Below are 20,319 nucleotides of genomic sequence, written 5' to 3'. Positions count from 1 at the left end.
CCCGATGACCACTCTGGCCGATCATGTTCCAACTTTTGGGCAATATTTGCTCAAGAAATATGGCGAGCGTGTACATAAAATAGCTTTAGACACAGCCTTCACCTGCCCCAACAGAGATGGTAGCAAAGGTCGCGGAGGCTGCACCTTTTGTAACAATGTATCGTTCAGTCCCAACGGACGTGATAGCAAGCCGATCCATGAGCAAATCAGTGCCGGCCGAGAGGTGATCAGCAAACGTACTGGCGCAGTTAAATACCTTGCTTATTTTCAAGCCTATACAAATACCTACGACAAAGTCGAACGCTTGGCGGAACGTTATGACGAAGCGTTGAAGGAGAAAGATGTCATAGGCCTCTCTATCGGCACTCGACCGGACTGTGTACCTGATGACGTACTGAATCTTCTCAGCCACTACCAATCTGAAGGATATGAAATATGGCTCGAATTGGGCCTGCAGAGTGCGTTTGATGAAACCCTCGAACGGGTCAATCGTGGACATGGTTTTGCTGAATATGCGGATGCTGTAGAGCGTACAAGAGGTCGAGGCATCAAGGTTTGTACCCACATGATAGCTGGCCTCCCTGGGGAAACCGGCCTGCATAACCGGGAGAGCCTGCGCAGAATTACTGAACTGGGTACCGATGGCCTAAAATTGCACCCACTGCATATCGTCAAAGGAACCCAGCTTGCCAATACCTGGCGAGCCGGTGATTACACACCTTTGACCTTGAAGGAGTATATCCAGATCGCTGCGGATCTGGTTGAGCAAGCACCTGAAGATATTGTGTGGCACCGGCTCACAGGTACTGCTTCGGAGACCATACTACTCGCACCAGCATGGTGCTCATGGAAATGGCGTGTACTAAACGGAATCGCTAGTGAACTACAACGCCGTCAGGAAAACTGTCTGCGTGTCGCCTGAATCTGAGATCAAAGAGAAGCGTTATGGAACTAGTCTGCCCTGCTGGCAACCTACCCTCACTGAAATCAGCAGTCGATAATGGTGCTGATGCAATCTATTTTGGATTGCAAAATGATACCAATGCACGCCATTTCCCCGGCCTCAATTTCAACTTAAAGCGCGCCCGGGATGGCATTACCTACGCGAAGTCTCGAGGCAAAAGGGTATTCATGGCGATAAATACCTACCCCAGACCGGAAGGCTGGGAGAGGTGGTGTCAGGCAGTCGACAGTGCCGCATCACTAGGGGTTGACGCACTTATTTGTGCTGATATCGGCATACTCAGATATGCATCAGAACACTACCCCGATCTCAACCTCCATCTCTCGGTACAGGCATCAAGTACCAATCACCAGGCCCTCGCCTTCTATGCAGAATCTTTTGCTATAAAGCGAGCGGTACTACCGAGGGTTCTCTCCCTCAGCCAGGTAAAGCAGGTCATCGAAAATACCCAGGTTGAGATCGAGATCTTCGGATTCGGCAGTCTCTGTGTGATGGTCGAGGGACGCTGCATACTCTCCTCTTATGTCACAGGCGAATCCCCCAATACACATGGCGCCTGCTCCCCTGCCCAATATGTCGATTACCGTGAGACAAGCCAGGGATTGGAGTCGAGACTCAACGGCCTGCTGACAGATCGTTATGCCCGTGGCGAACAAGCAGGCTACCCAACTATATGCAAAGGCCGATTTGCAGTAGGAGATCATACCTACTACGCCTTAGAAGAACCTACCTCTTTGAATACACTTGAGTTATTACCAAAGCTTCAAGACGCGGGAGTGAAGGCCATAAAAATTGAAGGCAGGCAGCGGTCACCAGCCTATGTCGGACAGGTTACAAAAATCTGGCGCGAAGCCATAGACAGCTGCCAACAGGATCCACAAGCATATCAACCCAAAGCCGCATGGCAGAATCTGCTCGACCAGGTTTCTGAAGGCACCTCCACCACACTCGGTCCTTACTACAGACCATGGCAATAGCTCTATGAATTCTCACCCCAAACTATCTCTCGGCCCGATTCTCTACTACTGGTCAAGAGAGGACCTTTTCGAATTCTATGAACAAGCCGCAGAGATGCCGGTAGATATCATATACCTTGGGGAAACTGTCTGTTCCAAACGTCGCAGCCTCAAGACCGATGACTGGATCGAAATCGCTACACGCTTGAGCGATCAGACAGAGAAGCAGATCGTGCTCTCAACATTGGCACTACTGGAAGCGGAATCTGAGCTTAAAACCCTCAAGCGAATCTGTGAAAATGGCCGCTTTCTGGTCGAAGCGAATGATGTTGGCGCCATCCAGATCTTAAGCAACCTGCAACTCCCCTTCGTTACTGGACCGAGTATCAATATCTATAACCCGGAAACCCTGAAACTACTTACGAGTAAAGGGTTAAGTCGCTGGGTGATGCCACTGGAACTGGGTAAATCCACCCTGGAGCTCATGCAACAGCAACGTCCAGATGGCGTGGAAACAGAAGTTTTTTGCTATGGCAGGATGCCGCTTACCCTTTCAGCACGCTGCTTTACGGCTCGATCTCACAATCTCCCAAAGGATGATTGCCAGTATAAGTGTATCGACTATCCGGATGGCAGGCTTCTCTCAACTCAGGATGGGGAATCGTTTCTGGCTTTGAACGGCATTCAAACTGTATCAGCCAAAAGCTGCAATTTACTCCCTGAACTGGAAGAGTTGAAAAAGCTGCAGGTTGATGTCATAAGAATCAGCCCCCAATCCCAATTCACCGGGAAGATCGTAAATGCATACCGTCAAGCCCTGTCCGGCAATCAGCCAGGCGATCTGAGCAAATACATCCCACAGGGCAGCTGTGATGGCTACTGGCATGAAGACATTGGCTTATCAGCCAGCAGCCACTGAAGTGCTAGTGTGGTGTAACGTATAGACTGTACCAATCAGCGAGACGCTAAGCCGTTAGCTGCTAGGCGCGCGGCTTGGAATGGTGCGCCCATTCCAAGCCACTCAACGCCCTGAAGGAAGTGCCCTTGGGAAGCAATGCAGATGACGGCTTAGCGTCTCGCCCGTAGGGAGGCCCGTCAATGCCTAAATCCTGGGTTGCAACGCTTGACAAGGACGCTGCCATTACCTGCGCGCTGCGCCTGGTTTTGAGACATTGACGGATCTCTGATTGGTACAGTTTATACGTTACACCACACTAGTTCATACTGGATCTGTCGTCTTCGCTCCCAAGAAGTAGTATTTAGATTCTGCCCAATTATCGATCATCCATTGTAAAATCCTCCTCTGCAGCCTGCCCTCTTAACAGAGTGGATCAGCAGCTACGTCATTTCACATTCAAGTGTAATTGCTTTGCCAGCTATTATCAGAGGCCTCCTTTTTCAATGGCTTGATAACTAAAAGATTTATATAGTTATGGGTTTATGACAATCTATACTATGGAACATCCATAGCCCCGAAACCAATCACGGATGAAATAGCTCTTTTTCTCACATAAGGTTTTCGCATGTACAACCGAGAGTATCTAGTCAATATCATCACTTCGCTATTTGTCTCAATAGCGTTTTTTTCATCATCGAATCTGTGTGCAGACAATCATCTCAATGACTTCTCTGAAAGCTATTTTTACGATGAACTTCCAGTTGTCCTCTCCGCATCCAGGCTAAGTCAGTCACAGGCTGACACACCGACTGCGATGACGGTTATAGACAGACAAATGATCGAGGCCAGCGCAGCACTGAATATACCCGATCTACTCAGGTTGGTGCCTGGATTTACCATTGGTTTTTACGCAGGCTCACGAGCAACAGTCAGCTACCATGGGCACGCGGATGAATATGCGAGAGACATGCAGGTTCTGATCGATGGGCGTTCGATCTATGATCCTGTCTACGGCGGTATTCCCTGGTCTGAAATTCCACTCAGTCTTGATGAGATATTACGCATCGAAGTGATACGTGGACCAAATGCCGCTGCCTATGGGTCGAACTCATATGCAGGGGTTATCAATATAGTCACAGACCGCCCTAAAGACCTTCTGGGCACGACCATCTCCACTACTATGGGCTATGGCCAAACTCGTTATATTGAGGCAGCCCACGCAGCCACATCAGGAGATTTTGACTATCGCGTGTCTGCCAGTTACGAAGAAGATCAAGGCTTTGACAATCGCGATGATGCCAGCCGAACCAAATGGTTAAAATTTGACAGTGACTATCACCTCAACCAGAGCAGTACCATTAGTACCGAACTCGGGATAGTAGGCAGCAACTCAGACGAAGGCCATCCAAATCTATTACAGGAAGATCGTGAGCTGGAAACCAGCTACAACTACCAATCCATAGAGTGGAACCACCTCCTCACACCAGACAATCAGATCAATATACAGTTTTATCATAACTACTACGAAGTCGATGACACTTATCAGTCCCCATCAATATCTCAACAGATCATAGCCAATGAAGATCTGCAGGAGTATGACGAGGCCATCAGACCAGATATCTTTGCAGGGTTGATATCCGGTGGTATGTATGACTTTGAGTCACTACTTCAAGCCCTTAATATGACAGACTCACCGTTTGTCTTTTCCTGGCTCGGCCTTAAATCACATCGTTATGATCTGGAAATTGAAAATACACTGGAACCGATAGATGATCTTAGAGTCGCCTGGGGTGTCGGAGCGCGTCATGATCGTGGAGAGAGTCCTTGGTTATTCCAGAAAGATAAGGCCATTTCAAGAGATTTATATAGACTCTTTATAAACAGTGAGTGGTATGCAACAGAGAGTGTTGTGGTAAATGCAGGCACGATGCTGGAAAAATTTGAAGGAAAGAAAGAGGTGTACTCACCACGCCTCGGCATTAATTATCACTTAACAGAGGAAAACACCATACGAATAAGTGGCTCAAGAGCATACAGGATGCCAACCATCTATGAAGACAATGTTAACCTGTCTATCTATCTCGACTCTCAGGATGACCCATTAAATACCTGGGTAGTGAGCACAGAAGAGCTGGAACCTCAGCGAATTGATCGCATCGAAGCTGGCTTTTTCAGCCACTTATCCGATTACGCACTTAATTTTGATATATGTCTTTTTCACGAAGAGTATGAAGAGATAATTGACCAGTATGGTAATTTAGATATTCGTGACCCTGACCGAGGCGTAACAGACCCTATTGACCGGGAAATACTCTATCAATTCAACCGATTTTATCAGCGAGGCGCATTTACCTATACCAACTTCGGAGAGGTTGAAATCAATGGCTTGGAATTCGAACTCGATTTCAGACCTACAAAAAGAGATATGGTATTTTTTGGTTTCAGTTATCTAAATGTCAGTGGTAATGAAATAAAACGTTTAAAAGATGGTGTCTACAGTTATCGCGAGAATGCTGATGAGAAAATACCTCAGAGAACTTTCAGCCTGCTGGCAAGCCATACATTTGATGATGGTGTTAGTATCAGCGCAGGCTACTACTTCACTGATGAGATGGAGTGGCCAGGAGAAGGTGATGCTGTTCCAAACTTCAGCCGCCTTGATGTGAAATTCAATAAAAAAATAGTGCTCGATAAAGCAAAACTTAATATTGCATTGATTCTGCAAAATATCCACGAAGAAAATTACGATTTCTATAATGGGGATGCTATCAATGAACAGAATATATGGGAAAGACGGGCCTATTTGCAGGCCAAATTGAACTATTGACAACTAAGTTATGAGCAACAGAGATACACAGGGAGTATGCAACCTCTCATGCCACGAGGTGGGTCAGTGTGTCTTTAATATACTTAAAATAATAGTGTTCTCAATGAAACCTGCGCAGTGCGTCAGGTTTATGGTGTTTATTTTCTACTTGGGTCTGATTGTTCCTGGTTTGGCAGCAGCTCAGGAAAAGAATACCAATATATTAGTTCTTCTCAGTGACAATAAGGATGTCTATCTTGATGTTGCCACAACGATCACCAATTCAACCATAAAATATTGCCGAAATCACAAACTAAGCTGCCAAAGCAGCAACTATGACATCGTGCAAGTCTCATCATATGACATCGAATCGCATAACAACTATCAATTAATAGTTACTCTCGGGATACATGCTGCGATATTTGCACGCAACAACATAACAGATGCGGATATTATTTCTGCTTTGATACCGAAAAACAATCCACTGATTAAAGAGATCACTCAAAGCGGGTCGCAACAATCATTTTTATACCTTGACCAGCCACTCGCTCATAGCCTCGCCTTGATAAAAGCTCTTTCCAGCCGATTTAAGAATATTGGCATCCTGGTGGATATCAATGACAAGAGCACCGTAAGCACATTAACCAGCGCAGCAAATGATCTTGATTTAACACTTTATTTTGAACCTATTGAATCAAGCGAATTTATTGGCACTGCACTCAATAACCTATTAGTCAAAATCGATATTTTTCTCGCTACTCCAGATACCAATATACACAACAAAGCAACTGTATCTAATATATTGTTATCCAATTATAGAAAAAGAATTCCATTGATTGGATTCTCTTCTGCCTATGTTAAAGCAGGTGCATTAGCAGCTGTCTACTCATCTCCGGAGAATATTGCACACCAGGTCAGGGACGGTATTGTTACCTATTTTTCAGATGAACCGCTAGATGCAGAGGAACAGATGAGCAGATACTTTTCTGTTCTTTTTAATACAGATGTCGCTCGCTCTCTTGGATTTCCGATCAAATCGGAATCCAAATTAAAGGAACAGATGATGGACTATATCCATGATGATTCTTAATAAACTGAGATCATTAAAATTCCAGGCTTTGATGATCGGGTTATTACCTGCATTCATTCTTGCCCTGATGTTGACCATCTACCTGATCACCACTCAGCTTGAACAGTTAACTAAGCTATTCAATGATCGTGGCGTATCAATCGCAAACCAGTCAGCTGCTATCAGTGTTTATGGTATTTTCACCCGCGACAAGACGATTCTGGAAATGAGCCTTCGGCCAGTTTTTTTACAAGATGATGTTCACAGTATCAAGGTATTTGATGCCACTGGTTCTCTGTTGTCACACATGATTAAGGATGATAATGAAAGCAGTAATAATTTAGCCCAATTCAGTGCCCCTGCGATTTACGTTGTCGAGAACATACAAATCACTGATTACCCTGATCAGATTCTGGACAGCGAAAATGGCGGCAGCGAGAGTATGGGTAATGTAATTCTGACGCTGAGTAAAACCAGACTAAATCACAACAAAACCAGCATTATCAGAAACACCATAATATTATTGGTCCTTGGATTGATTGTTACCGCCTTTTTCTCATTGGCATTGAGCCGCTCTGTAATCAACCCAATTACGAGATTAACCCAAGCTGTATCTCGCATGCGAGATGGTGACTTATCTGTTCGTGTACCAGAAATATCAAAGGGGGAAATACGCAACCTGGAAGAGGGTTTCAATGCGATGACTAATCGCATTCTCCAATCTCATGAAGTCATGCAACAACAGATTGATCAGGCCACTTCTGAGCTTACAGAAACCATGGAGGCAATCGAAATACAGAATGTAGAACTGGATCTGGCTAAGAAAAGAGCGCTCTCAGCCAGCAAAGCCAAGTCAGAATTTCTTGCTAATATGAGTCACGAGATTCGTACACCAATGAATGGCGTGCTGGGCTTTACCAATCTACTGTTAAAAACTGACCTGTCACAACAACAAAGTGACTTGGTAAGTACAATTTCCAAATCCGCCATCAACCTGCTGGATATCATTAACGAAATACTTGATTACTCAAAACTTGAATACGGTAAGCTTGAACCTGAGACTGCCCCTTTCAACGTAAGAGAGTGTTTCGAAGACCCCACTGTACTCCTCTCTCCTTCCGCTCATGACAAAGGATTGGAACTGGTATTACTGGTCTATTCAGATGTCCCCAGAACATTAATCGGTGACGAACCAAGAATAAGACAAATTCTGGTTAACTTGATCAGCAATGCCATTAAATTCACTCACCACGGTGAGGTTGTCATTCGAGTCATGATTGACACAGAAACCAAGACCCGTTGTGTTTTAAAGTTTTCCGTCACTGACACTGGCATTGGCATTGAAACAAAAGCACAAAATATGCTTTTCGAATCATTTCAACAAGCTGACTCATCTACCAGTCGTATGTATGGTGGCACTGGATTAGGATTAAGTATCTGTAAAAAATTAGCTCAGTCCATGAATGGTGATATAGAGCTTTTCAGCAGCCTTGGAAAAGGTGCTAATTTTATTGTCTCTATACCACTCGTTAAATCAGTAGCTATTAATTCTGATGACGACCAACTACGTTACCAAGACAAACGAGTAATTCTTGTCGATAGCCATAGACTCTCCTATCTCGCTATTAAGCACACATTTGAGTCTTATGGAATAGAGGTTGTCGATGGTCAGTTTCCTGTTAATTACACACAGGACATTCACTTAATAGTACTTGGTTTCACTCATGATGAGATCATCTCAGGTGTTGCAGAGTTTGAAATAAAGCGTCTGAAATCAGACTGCACACTACCTCTCTTAACTTTCGTCAGCGCTTCAGAAAGAACTGTGTTTGAGCAAATTCAATCCTTGAGTGATGACATATATCTTTCAAAACCATTCAGTACTGTCAAACTGGAAAGTAGTTTGAGGACTATTTTTGCCACTAAATTAAAACTACCTGAGTTTCCAAGTAAAAGTATTTCTGACAACACCCAGCCAAGCCTGGATAACTACAACATTCTGGTTGTTGATGATAATGACATCAATCTCAAACTCGTCAGTACTTTAATGAGAAGTAAGGGCGCCATTGTAACCGAAGCTAATGATGGACTGAGTGCAATATCTATGACTCAAAACCATCGATACGATCTGATTATGATGGATATCCATATGCCTAAAATGAAAGGAACCGAGGCAGCTGAAATCATTCGCAGACATGAGGGTGAAACAGCACATACACCAATCATTGCTTTAACTGCCGATGTCGTTCCAGCCACAAGAAATCAGATTACTGAGTCTGGTATGGACGGTTATTTATTGAAACCTATAGACGAACCACAAATGTGGTCTGTTATAAATAGTATCTTTAGTGGCCACTATTTTCCCGAGAACAGTTACCAACAAACAGAACAAACGGCAGACACACTGATCTTAGCCGAATCGCTACCAGTCAGAGATATGAAAAAACTGTTAGCCATTACAGGAGGAGATCAACGACTGGCTGATGAGATGTTTCATCAGCTATGCCTGGAGTTACCACAACAATTAATGTCAATTAAGAACTATATTGATCAATCAGACTGGTTTAATCTCAAAGAGATCGTACACAAAATCCATGGATCAACATCATCCTGTGGTGTACCTGCCTTGGATTATGCAATCAAAAAATTCGAAAAAATCTGTAAATCTGAGAATGAAAAGCAAATACTGGAATACTTCGTGCACCTTGAGCAGGAAATCGAAAAATTGCTAAAGCATGAGGTTGGTAATGTTGTCTGACGCACCAATTGGGATTTTTGACTCTGGTATAGGCGGCCTCTCGGTACTCAAGCATATCCGAGCACTACTACCTCATGAAGATCTCAAATATGTCTCTGACAGGGCACATCTACCCTATGGCAATAAAGATAACGATTTCATCCTCCAGCGAAGCCGGTATATCACGCAATTTTTAGTAGAGCAAAATGTAAAAGCAATTGTTATCGCATGCAATACCGCAACTGCAGCTGCGGTCAAATATCTGCGAGAGAACTTCCCGATACCAATTATTGGCATGGAACCTGGTGTAAAACCGGCAATTGAGCAAAGTCAGAGTGGCATGATTGGTGTTCTGGCAACTCAAGGCACGTTGTCTAGTCATAAGTTTCAAACTTTGTTACAACAACATGCTAATGGCTCGAATATAGTTATTTGCCCTTGTCAGGGTTGGGTTGAGGCTATCGAACTTAATGGCCATGATCACCAGATTACTCACAAACTGGTCGCACAGGGACTGCAACCTATACTTGAGAGTGGCGTCGACACACTCGTTTTAGGTTGTACTCACTACCCTTTTCTGAGAAAAGCCATTGAAAATATCGCAGGATCCGAAATTTCTATAATCGATACAGGAGAGGCGGTTGCCAAGCAACTCTACCGAAGACTGGTTGATCTGGATCTTCTCTCTCAGACGACTTCACCAGGAACTGAGGATTACTGGTGCAGCGCACCACCTCAAGAGACTCAGACAATGATTGAACGCTTACTATGCAAGCCTGCCTTTGTCCAGTCTCTGCCGAAAATCTAAGGTTTTGTCAGAGCACTCGTTCATAAAACTGCAATCCCTTCTCTACAACAGCCCGAAACTCCTTGGGTATTGGCAGCTCCTCTGGATCCACTGCAGCCAGCATATTTTTAAGATGAACCCCTAATCCTGTATCGCCATCCATGATTAAATGTCTCTGAAAAAATAGCGTATCCGGATCTTCCCGTCCTGTGATCAACAGCAGATAGTCGTAGACTGAGCCGACAATGGTCAAATCAGACGCCTTGCCACTTGCCTCGGAAATTTTACCTCGACTCAGAGTTAAAGCATATTCAAGACCAGCATCACTCACTTTGATATGCACCACCCGCCCTTCAAGGAAATCGAGTTCGCCATCTAAAATCTGAGAACGGAATACCCGGTTCAGCAGCGCACTCAATATCAAGCCATGAGCCTTGCCTGGCAAAATTCTAAGAGGCAGGACGAATGGTTTGGGCATCAGGGGGCGTTTGGATACAGCATACATGGCGAAGAGCCTCATCATTGGATATTACGAATGCCTCGACAAGGCAGTTCCACACTTAGTGCCAGTGTGGTGTTACATGTTACTCGAATCGGCCCTAGCAAAAATCAGGCTAACAGCAGTATCATACCAGCAGTCATTCGAATGTGCGAAAACCCTGTTTATGTCTATAACTCTGCAATCTCCTTTTTTACCTGAGAACTCTGATACTTACCTCCTTTGGCGAGAGAATAAACTACGCGACTATCCTAAGTCACTTGAGGATCTTATTGTTGAAATTGGTGACCCACGTCATTTGACCCAAGCTGAGCACGATAAGATACAAAGCATTTGTAAAAAGACAAACATGGCTGTGTGGGCAGGGCTGTCGGGACACGATGCAGACAAACAGATTATTCGTAATCTTGGGCATCGTTTTGGCCTGCAACATCTTGATCACAATATGTGTGCCGACAATGATGCTATCACTTCACTGACGGTTCAGTCCGATGCCTTAAGGCAAGGTTACATACCCTACTCCAATCGCCCGATCGCCTGGCATACCGATGGTTATTACAATGACCTTGAGCATCAGATTCACGGCCTGCTGCTGCATTGTGTGCAACCAGCTGAAGAGGGTGGTGAAAATGACCTTCTCGATCACGAGATTGCATTTATTCGCATCATGGATGAAAACCCGGATTATATCCGTGCCTTAATGCACCCGGAAGCCATGACAATACCTGCAAATGTGGTGGATGGGGAGGAGATCAGACCCGCACGCTCAGGACCGGTATTCGCGATATATCCTGACGGTCATTTGCACATGCGCTATACAGATAGAAGTCGCAGCATTGCATGGCGCGATGACCCAGTACTAAATGAAGCCTTAAGTTATCTGAAGTCAACTCTTCATACTCCATCCGAGTGGCACTTCCGAGGCAAACTAACAGCGGGCCAGGGGCTGATCTGTAATAACGTGTTGCATACACGCTCTGGGTTTTCTGATGGAGATCATCCAAGACTGATCTATCGAGCGCGCTATTTCGATCGAATCCATAACTCTATACCCCAGTACAACTGATCCTTTTTGATGGTCTTAACTGACCAGGCGACCACGTACATCATCAGAATCACTATCGAGCAATCAATCTTCAACTGTCGTTATGTAGATCCAAAATAGATTTATCTGCAATTTCATTCTGCTTTTTGGCACCATCGTTGCGCAGCAGTTCGAGTTGCTCAAGATAGGTTTCGCTGACATCACCAGTTACATAATCGCCATTGAAGACTGAGGTATCAAAACGCTCGATGTCTGTTTTACCTTTCTTTAAAACCGCATCAATCAAATCTTGCAGATCCTGGTAGATCATGCGATCGGCACCAATAATCTCCTGAACCTCTCCGACGGTGCGATCATGAGCGACCAGTTCACTCGCTGATGGCATATCGATGCCATACACATTCGGATAGATCACAGGTGGTGCAGCGGAAGCGAAATAGACTCGCTTTGCACCAGCCTCACGAGCCATCTGAACAATCTGTTGAGAAGTAGTTCCACGTACTACTGAATCATCAACCAGCAGTACATTCTTACCCTTGAACTCCAAATCGATGGCATTCAGTTTCTGTCTTACTGATTTTTTTCTAACCGTCTGCCCAGGCATAATAAAGGTTCGCCCGATATAACGGTTTTTTATAAAACCCTCTGTGTAGCGGATTTTCAATTCATTAGCCAGGGTCAATGCCGCGGTGCGGCTGGTATCGGGGATTGGTATCACCACATCCACATCGTGGTCAGGCCACTCCCGCTGGATCTTCTTTGCCAGCTTCTTGCCCATTCTGGATCGGGCTTTATGCACAAATACATTGTCGATGATCGAGTCTGGACGTGCAAAATAGACAAATTCGAATATGCAGGGTGATTTTACTGGGTTAGCGGCACACTGTTGAGCATGGAACTGCCCCTCTTTACTGATGAATATCGCCTCACCCGGCTCCAAATCCCGGACCCGCTGGAATCCAAGGGCATTCAAAGCAACACTCTCGGAAGCGATCATATATTCTGTGCCCTTATCGGTCTCACGTTTACCGTAAACTATCGGACGTATGGCATAAGGATCACGAAAACCGATCAATCCCACACCAGGAATCATAGCAACCGCAGCATATCCACCCCGGCAGCGTCGATGCACTCCTGCCACTGCCTTGAAGATATCTTCAGGTGCAATGCGTAGTTTATTCTGCATCTGCAGCTCATGGGCAAATATATTGAGCAGGATCTCCGAGTCGGATGAGGTGTTAATATGTCGCAGATCCTCGACGAACAGATCCCGAGTCAACTCTTTCGCATTGGTGAGGTTGCCATTGTGCGCCAGGGTAATGCCATAGGGTGAATTGACATAGAAGGGTTGAGCTTCAGCCGATGATGCGCAACCAGCTGTTGGATAACGGGCATGCCCTATGCCTATAGTACCTTTCAAACGCATCATATGGCGCGTGTGAAAGACATCTCGAGCCAATCCGTTTGCCTTGCGCAAATATAATTTGCCCTTTTCACAGGTCACGATACCTGCAGCATCCTGACCTCTGTGTTGTAACACCAACAAAGCATCATAGAGCGATTGGTTGACCGGTGATTTACCGACAATACCCACGATACCGCACATGTTCAGTTCTCCAGGATCTGTATGGGACTAGTTACATACCAGGCCATCAACTGATGACCCAGACAGACAGGGTATCCCAAACCACACATTAAGACCTCTCCATGTCGATTAGTAGCCGAAGTTTGCAGCAATATCACTGGGCAAATAACTCTTTAGCCAGAGCGCCATCTCCTGAAAATAGGGTATCAGGCGTGATTCATGCCACCAAGGATCGTTCGGAAAGGGGGTCAACCCGGCCAGTAGGACCAGAATTGCAACGATTACCGCGCCCCGCGCCACCCCAAAAAAGATGCCGATCAGACGATCGGTACCACTCAATCCGGTCGTGTCGACCAGTACTTTCATGAAATGATTGATAACGGCGCCAATAATCAATACACCGATCAGAATCAGTCCGAAAGAGACACCAAGGCGTATCGAGGGCACGTCGATCCAAGGTATCAACTCAACTGAGAGGGTACGAAAGAATAACCAGGCGAGTGTAAATGCCGCAATCCAGGTTGCGAGTGAGAGTGCCTCCTGCATAAAACCCCGTATGAGGCTAATTACAGCAGAGAGCGCAATAATTGCGATGATCAGTATATCGATCCAGAGCATACCGCTACCCCATTGGGCGATCGAGACATGGCGTTCATTCTATTGAACATAGGCCAGCAGAACCCAGAAAAAGAGCGCCCGGATCAAGTCCGGGCGTGACCTTATTGCATCTGGTGGAGCCAGGCGGGATCGAACCGCCGACCTCAACACTGCCAGTGTTGCGCTCTCCCAGCTGAGCTATGGCCCCAGAAAGCCGGGCATATTAGGGGATAATTCCCCGCTTGTCCACTGATTTTTTACCTGTTTCACTTTAGTCCTGTTATGCCTAATCCAATGACTTTGTTGGGATTTGTGATACAGAATCTACTAGTATGACGCACCACACTAGCTACCTGTCTTCTCAATTTTAGCCCAGGAATCTCTCAGGGTAATAACTCGATTAAATACTTTTGGTACCCTACCGGCTTCAGTGCTATCGAGAATAAAGTAGCCCTCTCTTTCAAATTGATAGGCTTGGCCAACTTCAGCCTCAGCCAGCGTCGGCTCGAAATAGCAATCTGTCAGTGTGCGCAAAGAGTCAGGATTGAGGTTATCGGTAAAGTGACCACCCTCTTCCACTTTATCAGCGTTTGCCTGTTTGAAGAGTCGATCGTAGAGGCGAACCTCCCCTTTCTCTCCGTGACGCATCGAAACCCAGTGTATAACACCTCGAACCTTACGCCCCTCTGGGTTTTTCCCCAGGGTATCTGGATCGTAGCTACAGCGTAGCTCAACAATCTCACCCTGATTGTTTTTCACCACCTCTTCACACTTGATCACGTAGGCATTTCGCAGCCGCACCTCTCCACCGGAGACCAGGCGCTTGAACTTTTTATTCGCCTGCTCCCTGAAATCAGCCTGATCGATAACGATCTCTCTGCTGAACGGAACCTGACGTATCCCCATAGATTCATCTTTAGGGTGGTTGGGTGCATCGAGTAACTCTTCACCATCCTCTGGATAGTTTTCGATAACCAGCTTCAGTGGATGCATAACCGCCATACGGCGAGGCGCATTGGTATCAAGATCCTCACGGATGCAGTTTTCCAGCATGCCAATCTCTACCAGACCATCAGATTTGGTGATACCGATACGATGGCAGAACTCACGAATGGAAGCCGCAGTGAATCCCCGTCGTTTCAAGCCTGCAACCGTGGGCATGCGTGGATCGTCCCAGCCTTCAACAAAGCCTTCATCCACCAGCTGGGTCAGCTTTCGTTTACTCAACACGGTATATTCAAGATTGAGTCGGGAAAACTCGATTTGCTGGGGATGAGAGGGAATGGTGATGTTATCCAGCACCCAGTCGTATAAAGGGCGATGATCCTCAAACTCCAATGTACAGAGCGAGTGAGTAATACCCTCAAGCGCATCAGATACAGGATGGGTGTAGTCATACATTGGGTAGATACACCAGGCTTCACCTGTCTGGTGGTGAATCACGCCATGACGAATGCGGTAGAGGGTGGGATCACGCATATTCATATTCGGCGAAGCTATGTCGATCTTGGCTCTGAGTACACGTTCACCATCCGCAAACTCACCGGCTTTCATGCGCGCAAACAGATCGAGATTCTCCTCAACTGAGCGATCACGATAGGGACTTTCCCGACCTGGCTCGGTCAATGTGCCCCGATAGGCGCGCATCTCCTCCCCATCCAGATCACAGACAAAGGCTTTACCTGCCTTGATCAGCTCCACTGCAAAATCGTAGAGCTGCTGAAAATAGTCTGAGGCGTAAAACAGTCTCTCCTGCCAATCGTATCCGAGCCAGCGTACATCCTCTTGGATGCTTTTGACGAACTCCATATTCTCTTTATGGGGGTTGGTATCATCAAAGCGAAGATTGCACAGACCGCTATAGTCCTGAGCGACCCCAAAATTGAGTACTATCGATTTGGCATGACCGATGTGCAGATAACCGTTCGGCTCAGGAGGAAAGCGAGTGTGCACCCGCCCATCGTTTTTTCCTTGCTTGAGATCCTGCTCGATGATCTGTCGAATAAAATTCGTTGTAGCGCTGTTGCTGTGATCCGTTTCGCTCATAATGTTGGCTTCTTGTAATAGTGTACAGAAATGATACTTATGGCCTGGTTAGCATTAACCCGCAGCAGCTTCTCGCTGCGTAATATAGTCAAGTGCTTTGTCGATTCGTCGCAAGCAGGCCTCTTTTCCAACCAAATATAGTGTTGTATCTATACCCGGTGATGCTGCCCGTCCAACCACCGCTACCCGTAATGGTTGAGCAACCTTTCCCATCTTCAATTCCAGAGCGGCAGACACCTGTTCCACAACACTGTGTAGAGTCTCCTCACGCCAATCATCCAATACGGAAAGTGCCTCACGCATCTTTTCCAGTGGCTCTCTGGCCACGCCACGCAGATGCTTCTTGGCCGCTTTCTCTTCGAACTCTTCATAGTCTTGGTAGCAGAACGCACTCATCTCTGCCATCTCCACGAGCGTCCTGGCCCTCTCCTGATGAGCTTCAGCAACCTTCGTCAGATCTGCACCCACAGCTGGATCTATACCCAGATCCCCCATATGAGGACTGAGCAGATGTGCGATACGTTTCGGATCATCCTGTTTGATGTAGTGTTGATTCAACCATAATAGTTTATCGGTGTTGAAGCTGGATGCAGCCTTGTTGACGGCATCGATATCAAACAACTCGATCATCTCATCGATGGAAAAGATCTCTTGATCACCATGGGACCAACCCAATCGCACCAGATAGTTGAGTAGAGCCTCGGGAAGAAAGCCTTCCTGTCGATACTGCATCACACTCACTGCCCCATGGCGTTTTGACAATCTTGCGCCATCATCCCCGAGTATCATTGGGACATGGCCATAAATTGGTGGTTCTGCGTTCAATGCCCGCAGAATATTGATCTGCCTGGGTGTGTTGTTGAGATGGTCATCTCCTCGAATCACATGACTGATCTGCATGTCGAGATCATCAACCACCACGGTCAGGTTATAGGTGGGAGAGCCATCAGTACGTCGAATGATCAGATCATCCAACTCCTCATTATTGAAGCTGACCCGGCCTCGAATCAGGTCATCGACCAGCACCACACCTGTGTCAGGATTGCGGAAACGGATCACATGAGGCTCATCGGGGCTTACCTCATGATTCCGGCAATGGCCATCATAACGAGGTTTCTCCTTACGACTCATCGCCTCTTCTCTTAAATTATCCAGGCGCTCCCGGCTGCAGTTACAGCGATATGCCAGGCCCCGGGCGAGAAGATCGTCGATTACTTCATGGTAACGGTCAAAGCGCTTGGTCTGGTAAAACGGCCCCTCATCATATTCGAGACCAAGCCAGGTCATCCCCTCCAGGATCGCATTCACAGACTCTGCTGTTGAACGTTCCAGGTCTGTATCTTCGATACGCAAAACAAATTTACCGCCATGCTTGCGGGCGTAGAGCCAGGAAAACAGGGCCGTGCGGGCACCGCCCACATGAAGATAGCCGGTGGGGCTGGGAGCAAATCGGGTACGGACAGTCATAGTCTGGTAATTACATCCAGTTAAGAGCAAACCTGGAATTCTATCAGACCCGGACTGTTTCGGAAGCTGGTAATGGCATTCAATTCGGAAATAGTCACAAATCCAATCAATTGACCTGATCCAGGTACCTAACTAGAATGCGCCTTCACCTGATCAGGGCGCATAGCTCAGCTGGGAGAGCGCTGCAGTCACATTGCAGAGGTCACAGGTTCGATCCCTGTTGCGCCCACCATCTATACGAAAGCCCCAAGGGCCTGTTAACACCAATCGAATCGGCCCTGTTGCCCCCACTGCAGTGAAATCGTCCACCTGACTTATTTTAAGGGCATTCTTGTTCAACTCTTCAGCCACAATCTTCATCATCTGCGTGACATCTGTCATCCAACCTACGATGGCATTGATCTGTGACTCATACATTTTTAAAGCCAGTATTAACCTGGCAAAAGCAGATAGCTGCAGGTAATACTGCAATCAATACATATGCTGACCGCCATTCACTGAGAGCGTCGAACCGGTTATAAAGCTGGCCTCATCAGCAATCAGGAATAGAACAGTACGAGCGATATCCTCAGGTTCACCCAATCGTCCAACAGGAATTGTCTTGATAATTTTTTCCAACACAGCTTCCGGTACGGCGCGCACCATATCAGTAGATACATAACCGGGAGCAACTGCGTTGACCGTAATCCCCTTAGCTGCACCTTCTTGAGCAAGCGCCTTGGTAAACCCATGTATGCCCGATTTTGCTGCAGCGTAGTTTACCTGTCCGTATTGACCGGCCTGACCATTTACCGAACCAATATTGACAATACGGCCAAAGCCTCGTTCGCGCATGCCGTTGATCACAGCATTACAGCTATTGAAGCAGGAGGCGAGATTTGTCTGGATAACTTTATCCCAGTTTTCAAAAGTCATCTTATGCATAGTGCTGTCTCGGGTGATACCGGCGTTATTGACCAGTATCTCTATCGGGCCTAGATCTTCCTCAATCTTGGCGATGCCCGCTTTGACAGCCTCATAATCACTGACATCAAATTGATAACTTGGTATTCCGTTTGCCTGTGTAAATGCATCTGCTGCCTGCTGATTTCCGCCGTAGTTGGCTGCGACACTATAACCAGCCTCTTTCAACGCCAGACTTATCGCCTCACCAATGCCTCGGGTGCCTCCTGTAACAAGTGCAACTCGTGCCATGAATCATCTCCTCATCAATTATTATTTGTTGGTGTCCTGGCAGATCAGAATTCCGCGAGAAGTAAAAATTTCTCTGTGAGCAATATTCACAATCAAGCCGGTTCAGGCCTCGGAATTGAAACCATCACGATGTGATCCTGAGAAGCCAATTTATTAATATTTTCTATGCTCGCATAAGCACATAAAAAACATTCTAGTCAAGATGTAACGTTAAAGCCATAAAGAGACCTAATCCCGGCTCAGAGATTCAGGGTTAGCTGCTCAGCAAGCAAGACTATTGAAAAAATTCGTCCCAGGTTAACCATCCTGGTTTGTTTTTTTGATCCCTTTGTCTGCTGTAGAGCGGGGCCCTACTAAGATGAAAAATAATATGAGAAAAGCGATCAAAGCCCTTTAACCTAAAAGATCAGTTGGGCCGCGTGATGTGTACGTTTGTGGTGATGCAGGGCAAGGGTCGCTCCAGCACAGCAAACAACTACTTGGAATAGCCTGCTATTCGAATGGAGCGGTCAACTGATTTTTTTAGTTTTAACTGCCCCGCCGGGACAGACTGATATTTGCCCGACGATTTGCCGCCCTGGCTTGTTCAGTACGTTTCGCTATTGCCGGTCTTGATTCACCATAATGACGCTGTTTTATCAATCCGGCTTCGATACCCTTCGAAATCAGGTAGCTGGAGACACTCTTAGCCCTTCTGGCTGACAATCGCTTGTTATAGCGACGAGTTCCCTGGTCATCAGCATGACCCGAAATCATGATTCCAGCCAGCCTTTCATCAGCTTGGATATATTTAATCAAGCGATCCAATCTCTGTTTGGCCTGTTTATCAAGCTTATGAATGTCCAATGGAAAAAAGACTGTCGAGTGTTGAAATGATTCAAAACCCTCACTTGAGAGCTGACTTAGACACTGCTTGAACTGCCGATATGGTTTTTGGAATTGAACGGGAGAGAGACGCACGTTGACCTCTCTGCGACTATCGTCCCAATCGAGGAAGTCAAAACTGCCAACCTGCCCTTTAGAGAGGGATGTGAGCAGCCATCCAGCCGGTTTTCGTCCAAGCCGAACTGGCTGCATACCCGAGTTGATCTTCATATGTTGCTGCAACTCATCGGGTGGCTGATGTTCCCAGGAGGGTGACACCTCCCGCAAAACGCCTTCCAGCCTCTCCGGTATAGGCTGGAAGCTATTAATTCGGAAGTTGAGATCATCTCCCGCAATGCGGCGGAAAATTGCTTGACCAAATTGGGGTATTTGATGACGCAATTCGCAGCTGATGTCAGATCCGGCAAATATCCACTCTGACTCGTGCATGCCCGCCATATAGATCTGAGATTCAAGCTGGGTGGCCCCAAACAGAGTGACTCTTGGCAGCCAAAGCATGACGACGAAACTATATATTAGGAAGTTGAACTTACTTTTTTGCAGATAACCAGTCATCACCAAACCGACATAGACTAAAAATTGAGCTTAATCTCTACCGCTGTAGAGAGGCATCTGAAAAGGCTATCGGCCAACCTGTTTCGATCCTTTACTCAAACCTGGCGGGCAGTGGGGTAAATTTGGGTATTGGGCAAAGTGCCTATTTTGAGGAGAAGTCACTTTTGCCTTTAGCACCGCCCTCACAAGGGAGGCTTTGAAGAGGTTTGATGTTGTATTGTGAGTAGTT

Annotated in this window: 15 protein-coding genes and 2 tRNA genes; 9 read left to right on the top strand and 8 right to left on the bottom strand. The window is 46.4% G+C overall.

Annotated elements, in window-relative coordinates; genetic code table 11:
- The first annotated feature begins 4 nt into the window (after nt 1–4).
- The 7 genes from mnmL (at nt 5) to murI (ending at nt 10,238) form a co-directional block, all read left to right on the top strand.
- Entirely contained in the window at nt 5–922 is a 918-nt protein-coding gene (gene mnmL, locus AC4IFB_RS10730; protein WP_490778491.1) for a tRNA modification radical SAM protein MnmL/YtqA, read from the top strand.
- 23 nt (nt 923–945) lie between these two features.
- A complete protein-coding gene (gene ubiU / locus AC4IFB_RS10725; protein ID WP_490778490.1) occupies nt 946–1,941 on the top strand; it encodes a ubiquinone anaerobic biosynthesis protein UbiU in 996 nt (331 codons plus the stop codon).
- Between the two features lie 4 nt (nt 1,942–1,945).
- Nucleotides 1,946–2,839 (top strand): U32 family peptidase, encoded by an 894-nt coding sequence (locus tag AC4IFB_RS10720; RefSeq protein WP_490778489.1) that lies wholly within the window; start codon nt 1,946–1,948, stop codon nt 2,837–2,839.
- Between the two features lie 604 nt (nt 2,840–3,443).
- Nucleotides 3,444–5,645, top strand: coding sequence for a TonB-dependent receptor plug domain-containing protein (locus AC4IFB_RS10715; protein ID WP_490780163.1), 2,202 nt, complete (start codon nt 3,444–3,446; stop codon nt 5,643–5,645).
- Nucleotides 5,646–5,748: 103 nt separating this feature from the next.
- A complete protein-coding gene (locus AC4IFB_RS10710; RefSeq protein WP_490778487.1) occupies nt 5,749–6,714 on the top strand; it encodes an ABC transporter substrate-binding protein in 966 nt (321 codons plus the stop codon).
- Nucleotides 6,701–9,451: a response regulator gene (locus AC4IFB_RS10705; protein WP_490778486.1), complete on the top strand. Its 2,751-nt coding sequence runs from the start codon at nt 6,701–6,703 to the stop codon at nt 9,449–9,451. Before AC4IFB_RS10710 ends, AC4IFB_RS10705 begins: the two co-directional genes overlap by 14 nt.
- Entirely contained in the window at nt 9,441–10,238 is a 798-nt protein-coding gene (gene murI / locus AC4IFB_RS10700) for a glutamate racemase (protein WP_490778485.1), read from the top strand. Before AC4IFB_RS10705 ends, murI begins: the two co-directional genes overlap by 11 nt.
- Nucleotides 10,239–10,245: 7 nt before the next feature.
- Here murI and ubiT read toward each other — a convergent pair whose 3' ends face one another.
- Nucleotides 10,246–10,740 carry a ubiquinone anaerobic biosynthesis accessory factor UbiT gene (ubiT, locus tag AC4IFB_RS10695; RefSeq protein ID WP_490778484.1) on the bottom strand — a complete coding sequence of 165 codons (495 nt, stop codon included), beginning with the start codon at nt 10,738–10,740 and terminating at the stop codon, nt 10,246–10,248.
- 142 nt (nt 10,741–10,882) lie between these two features.
- Here ubiT and AC4IFB_RS10690 point away from each other — a divergent pair, with 142 nt between their 5' ends.
- Entirely contained in the window at nt 10,883–11,782 is a 900-nt protein-coding gene (locus AC4IFB_RS10690) for a TauD/TfdA family dioxygenase (protein ID WP_490780162.1), read from the top strand.
- A gap of 70 nt (nt 11,783–11,852) precedes the next feature.
- On the opposite strand, the gene purF is transcribed toward AC4IFB_RS10690, so the two are convergent.
- From purF to gltX, 5 genes are all read right to left on the bottom strand, one after another.
- A complete protein-coding gene (gene purF, locus AC4IFB_RS10685; RefSeq protein WP_490778482.1) occupies nt 11,853–13,367 on the bottom strand; it encodes an amidophosphoribosyltransferase in 1,515 nt (504 codons plus the stop codon).
- Nucleotides 13,368–13,475: 108 nt separating this feature from the next.
- A complete protein-coding gene (locus AC4IFB_RS10680) occupies nt 13,476–13,964 on the bottom strand; it encodes a CvpA family protein (protein WP_490778481.1) in 489 nt (162 codons plus the stop codon).
- A 111-nt stretch (nt 13,965–14,075) separates the two neighbouring features.
- Nucleotides 14,076–14,151: transfer RNA gene (locus AC4IFB_RS10675), tRNA-Ala, on the bottom strand.
- 137 nt (nt 14,152–14,288) lie between these two features.
- Nucleotides 14,289–15,989, bottom strand: a complete 1,701-nt coding sequence (locus AC4IFB_RS10670) for a glutamine--tRNA ligase/YqeY domain fusion protein (protein ID WP_490780161.1) — start codon at nt 15,987–15,989, stop codon at nt 14,289–14,291.
- Nucleotides 15,990–16,043: 54 nt separating this feature from the next.
- Complete coding sequence (gene gltX, locus AC4IFB_RS10665; protein ID WP_490778479.1) at nt 16,044–17,456, bottom strand: glutamate--tRNA ligase; 1,413 nt, start codon at nt 17,454–17,456, stop codon at nt 16,044–16,046.
- A 156-nt stretch (nt 17,457–17,612) separates the two neighbouring features.
- Here gltX and AC4IFB_RS10660 point away from each other — a divergent pair.
- A tRNA-Val gene (locus tag AC4IFB_RS10660) sits at nt 17,613–17,688 on the top strand.
- 239 nt (nt 17,689–17,927) lie between these two features.
- On the opposite strand, the gene phbB is transcribed toward AC4IFB_RS10660, so the two are convergent.
- Together phbB and AC4IFB_RS10650 are read right to left on the bottom strand one after the other, a co-directional pair.
- Entirely contained in the window at nt 17,928–18,650 is a 723-nt protein-coding gene (gene phbB / locus AC4IFB_RS10655; protein WP_490778478.1) for an acetoacetyl-CoA reductase, read from the bottom strand.
- 528 nt (nt 18,651–19,178) lie between these two features.
- On the bottom strand, nt 19,179–20,033 hold the full coding sequence (locus AC4IFB_RS10650; RefSeq protein ID WP_490780160.1) for a MotY family protein: 855 nt from the start codon (nt 20,031–20,033) through the stop codon (nt 19,179–19,181).
- Nucleotides 20,034–20,319 lie beyond the last annotated feature (286 nt).

This window comes from Candidatus Thiodiazotropha sp. AKIB8, assembly GCF_058244675.1.
The sequence above is the reverse complement of the archived record's forward strand: the minus strand, read 5'-3'. Positions and strand labels throughout refer to the sequence as shown.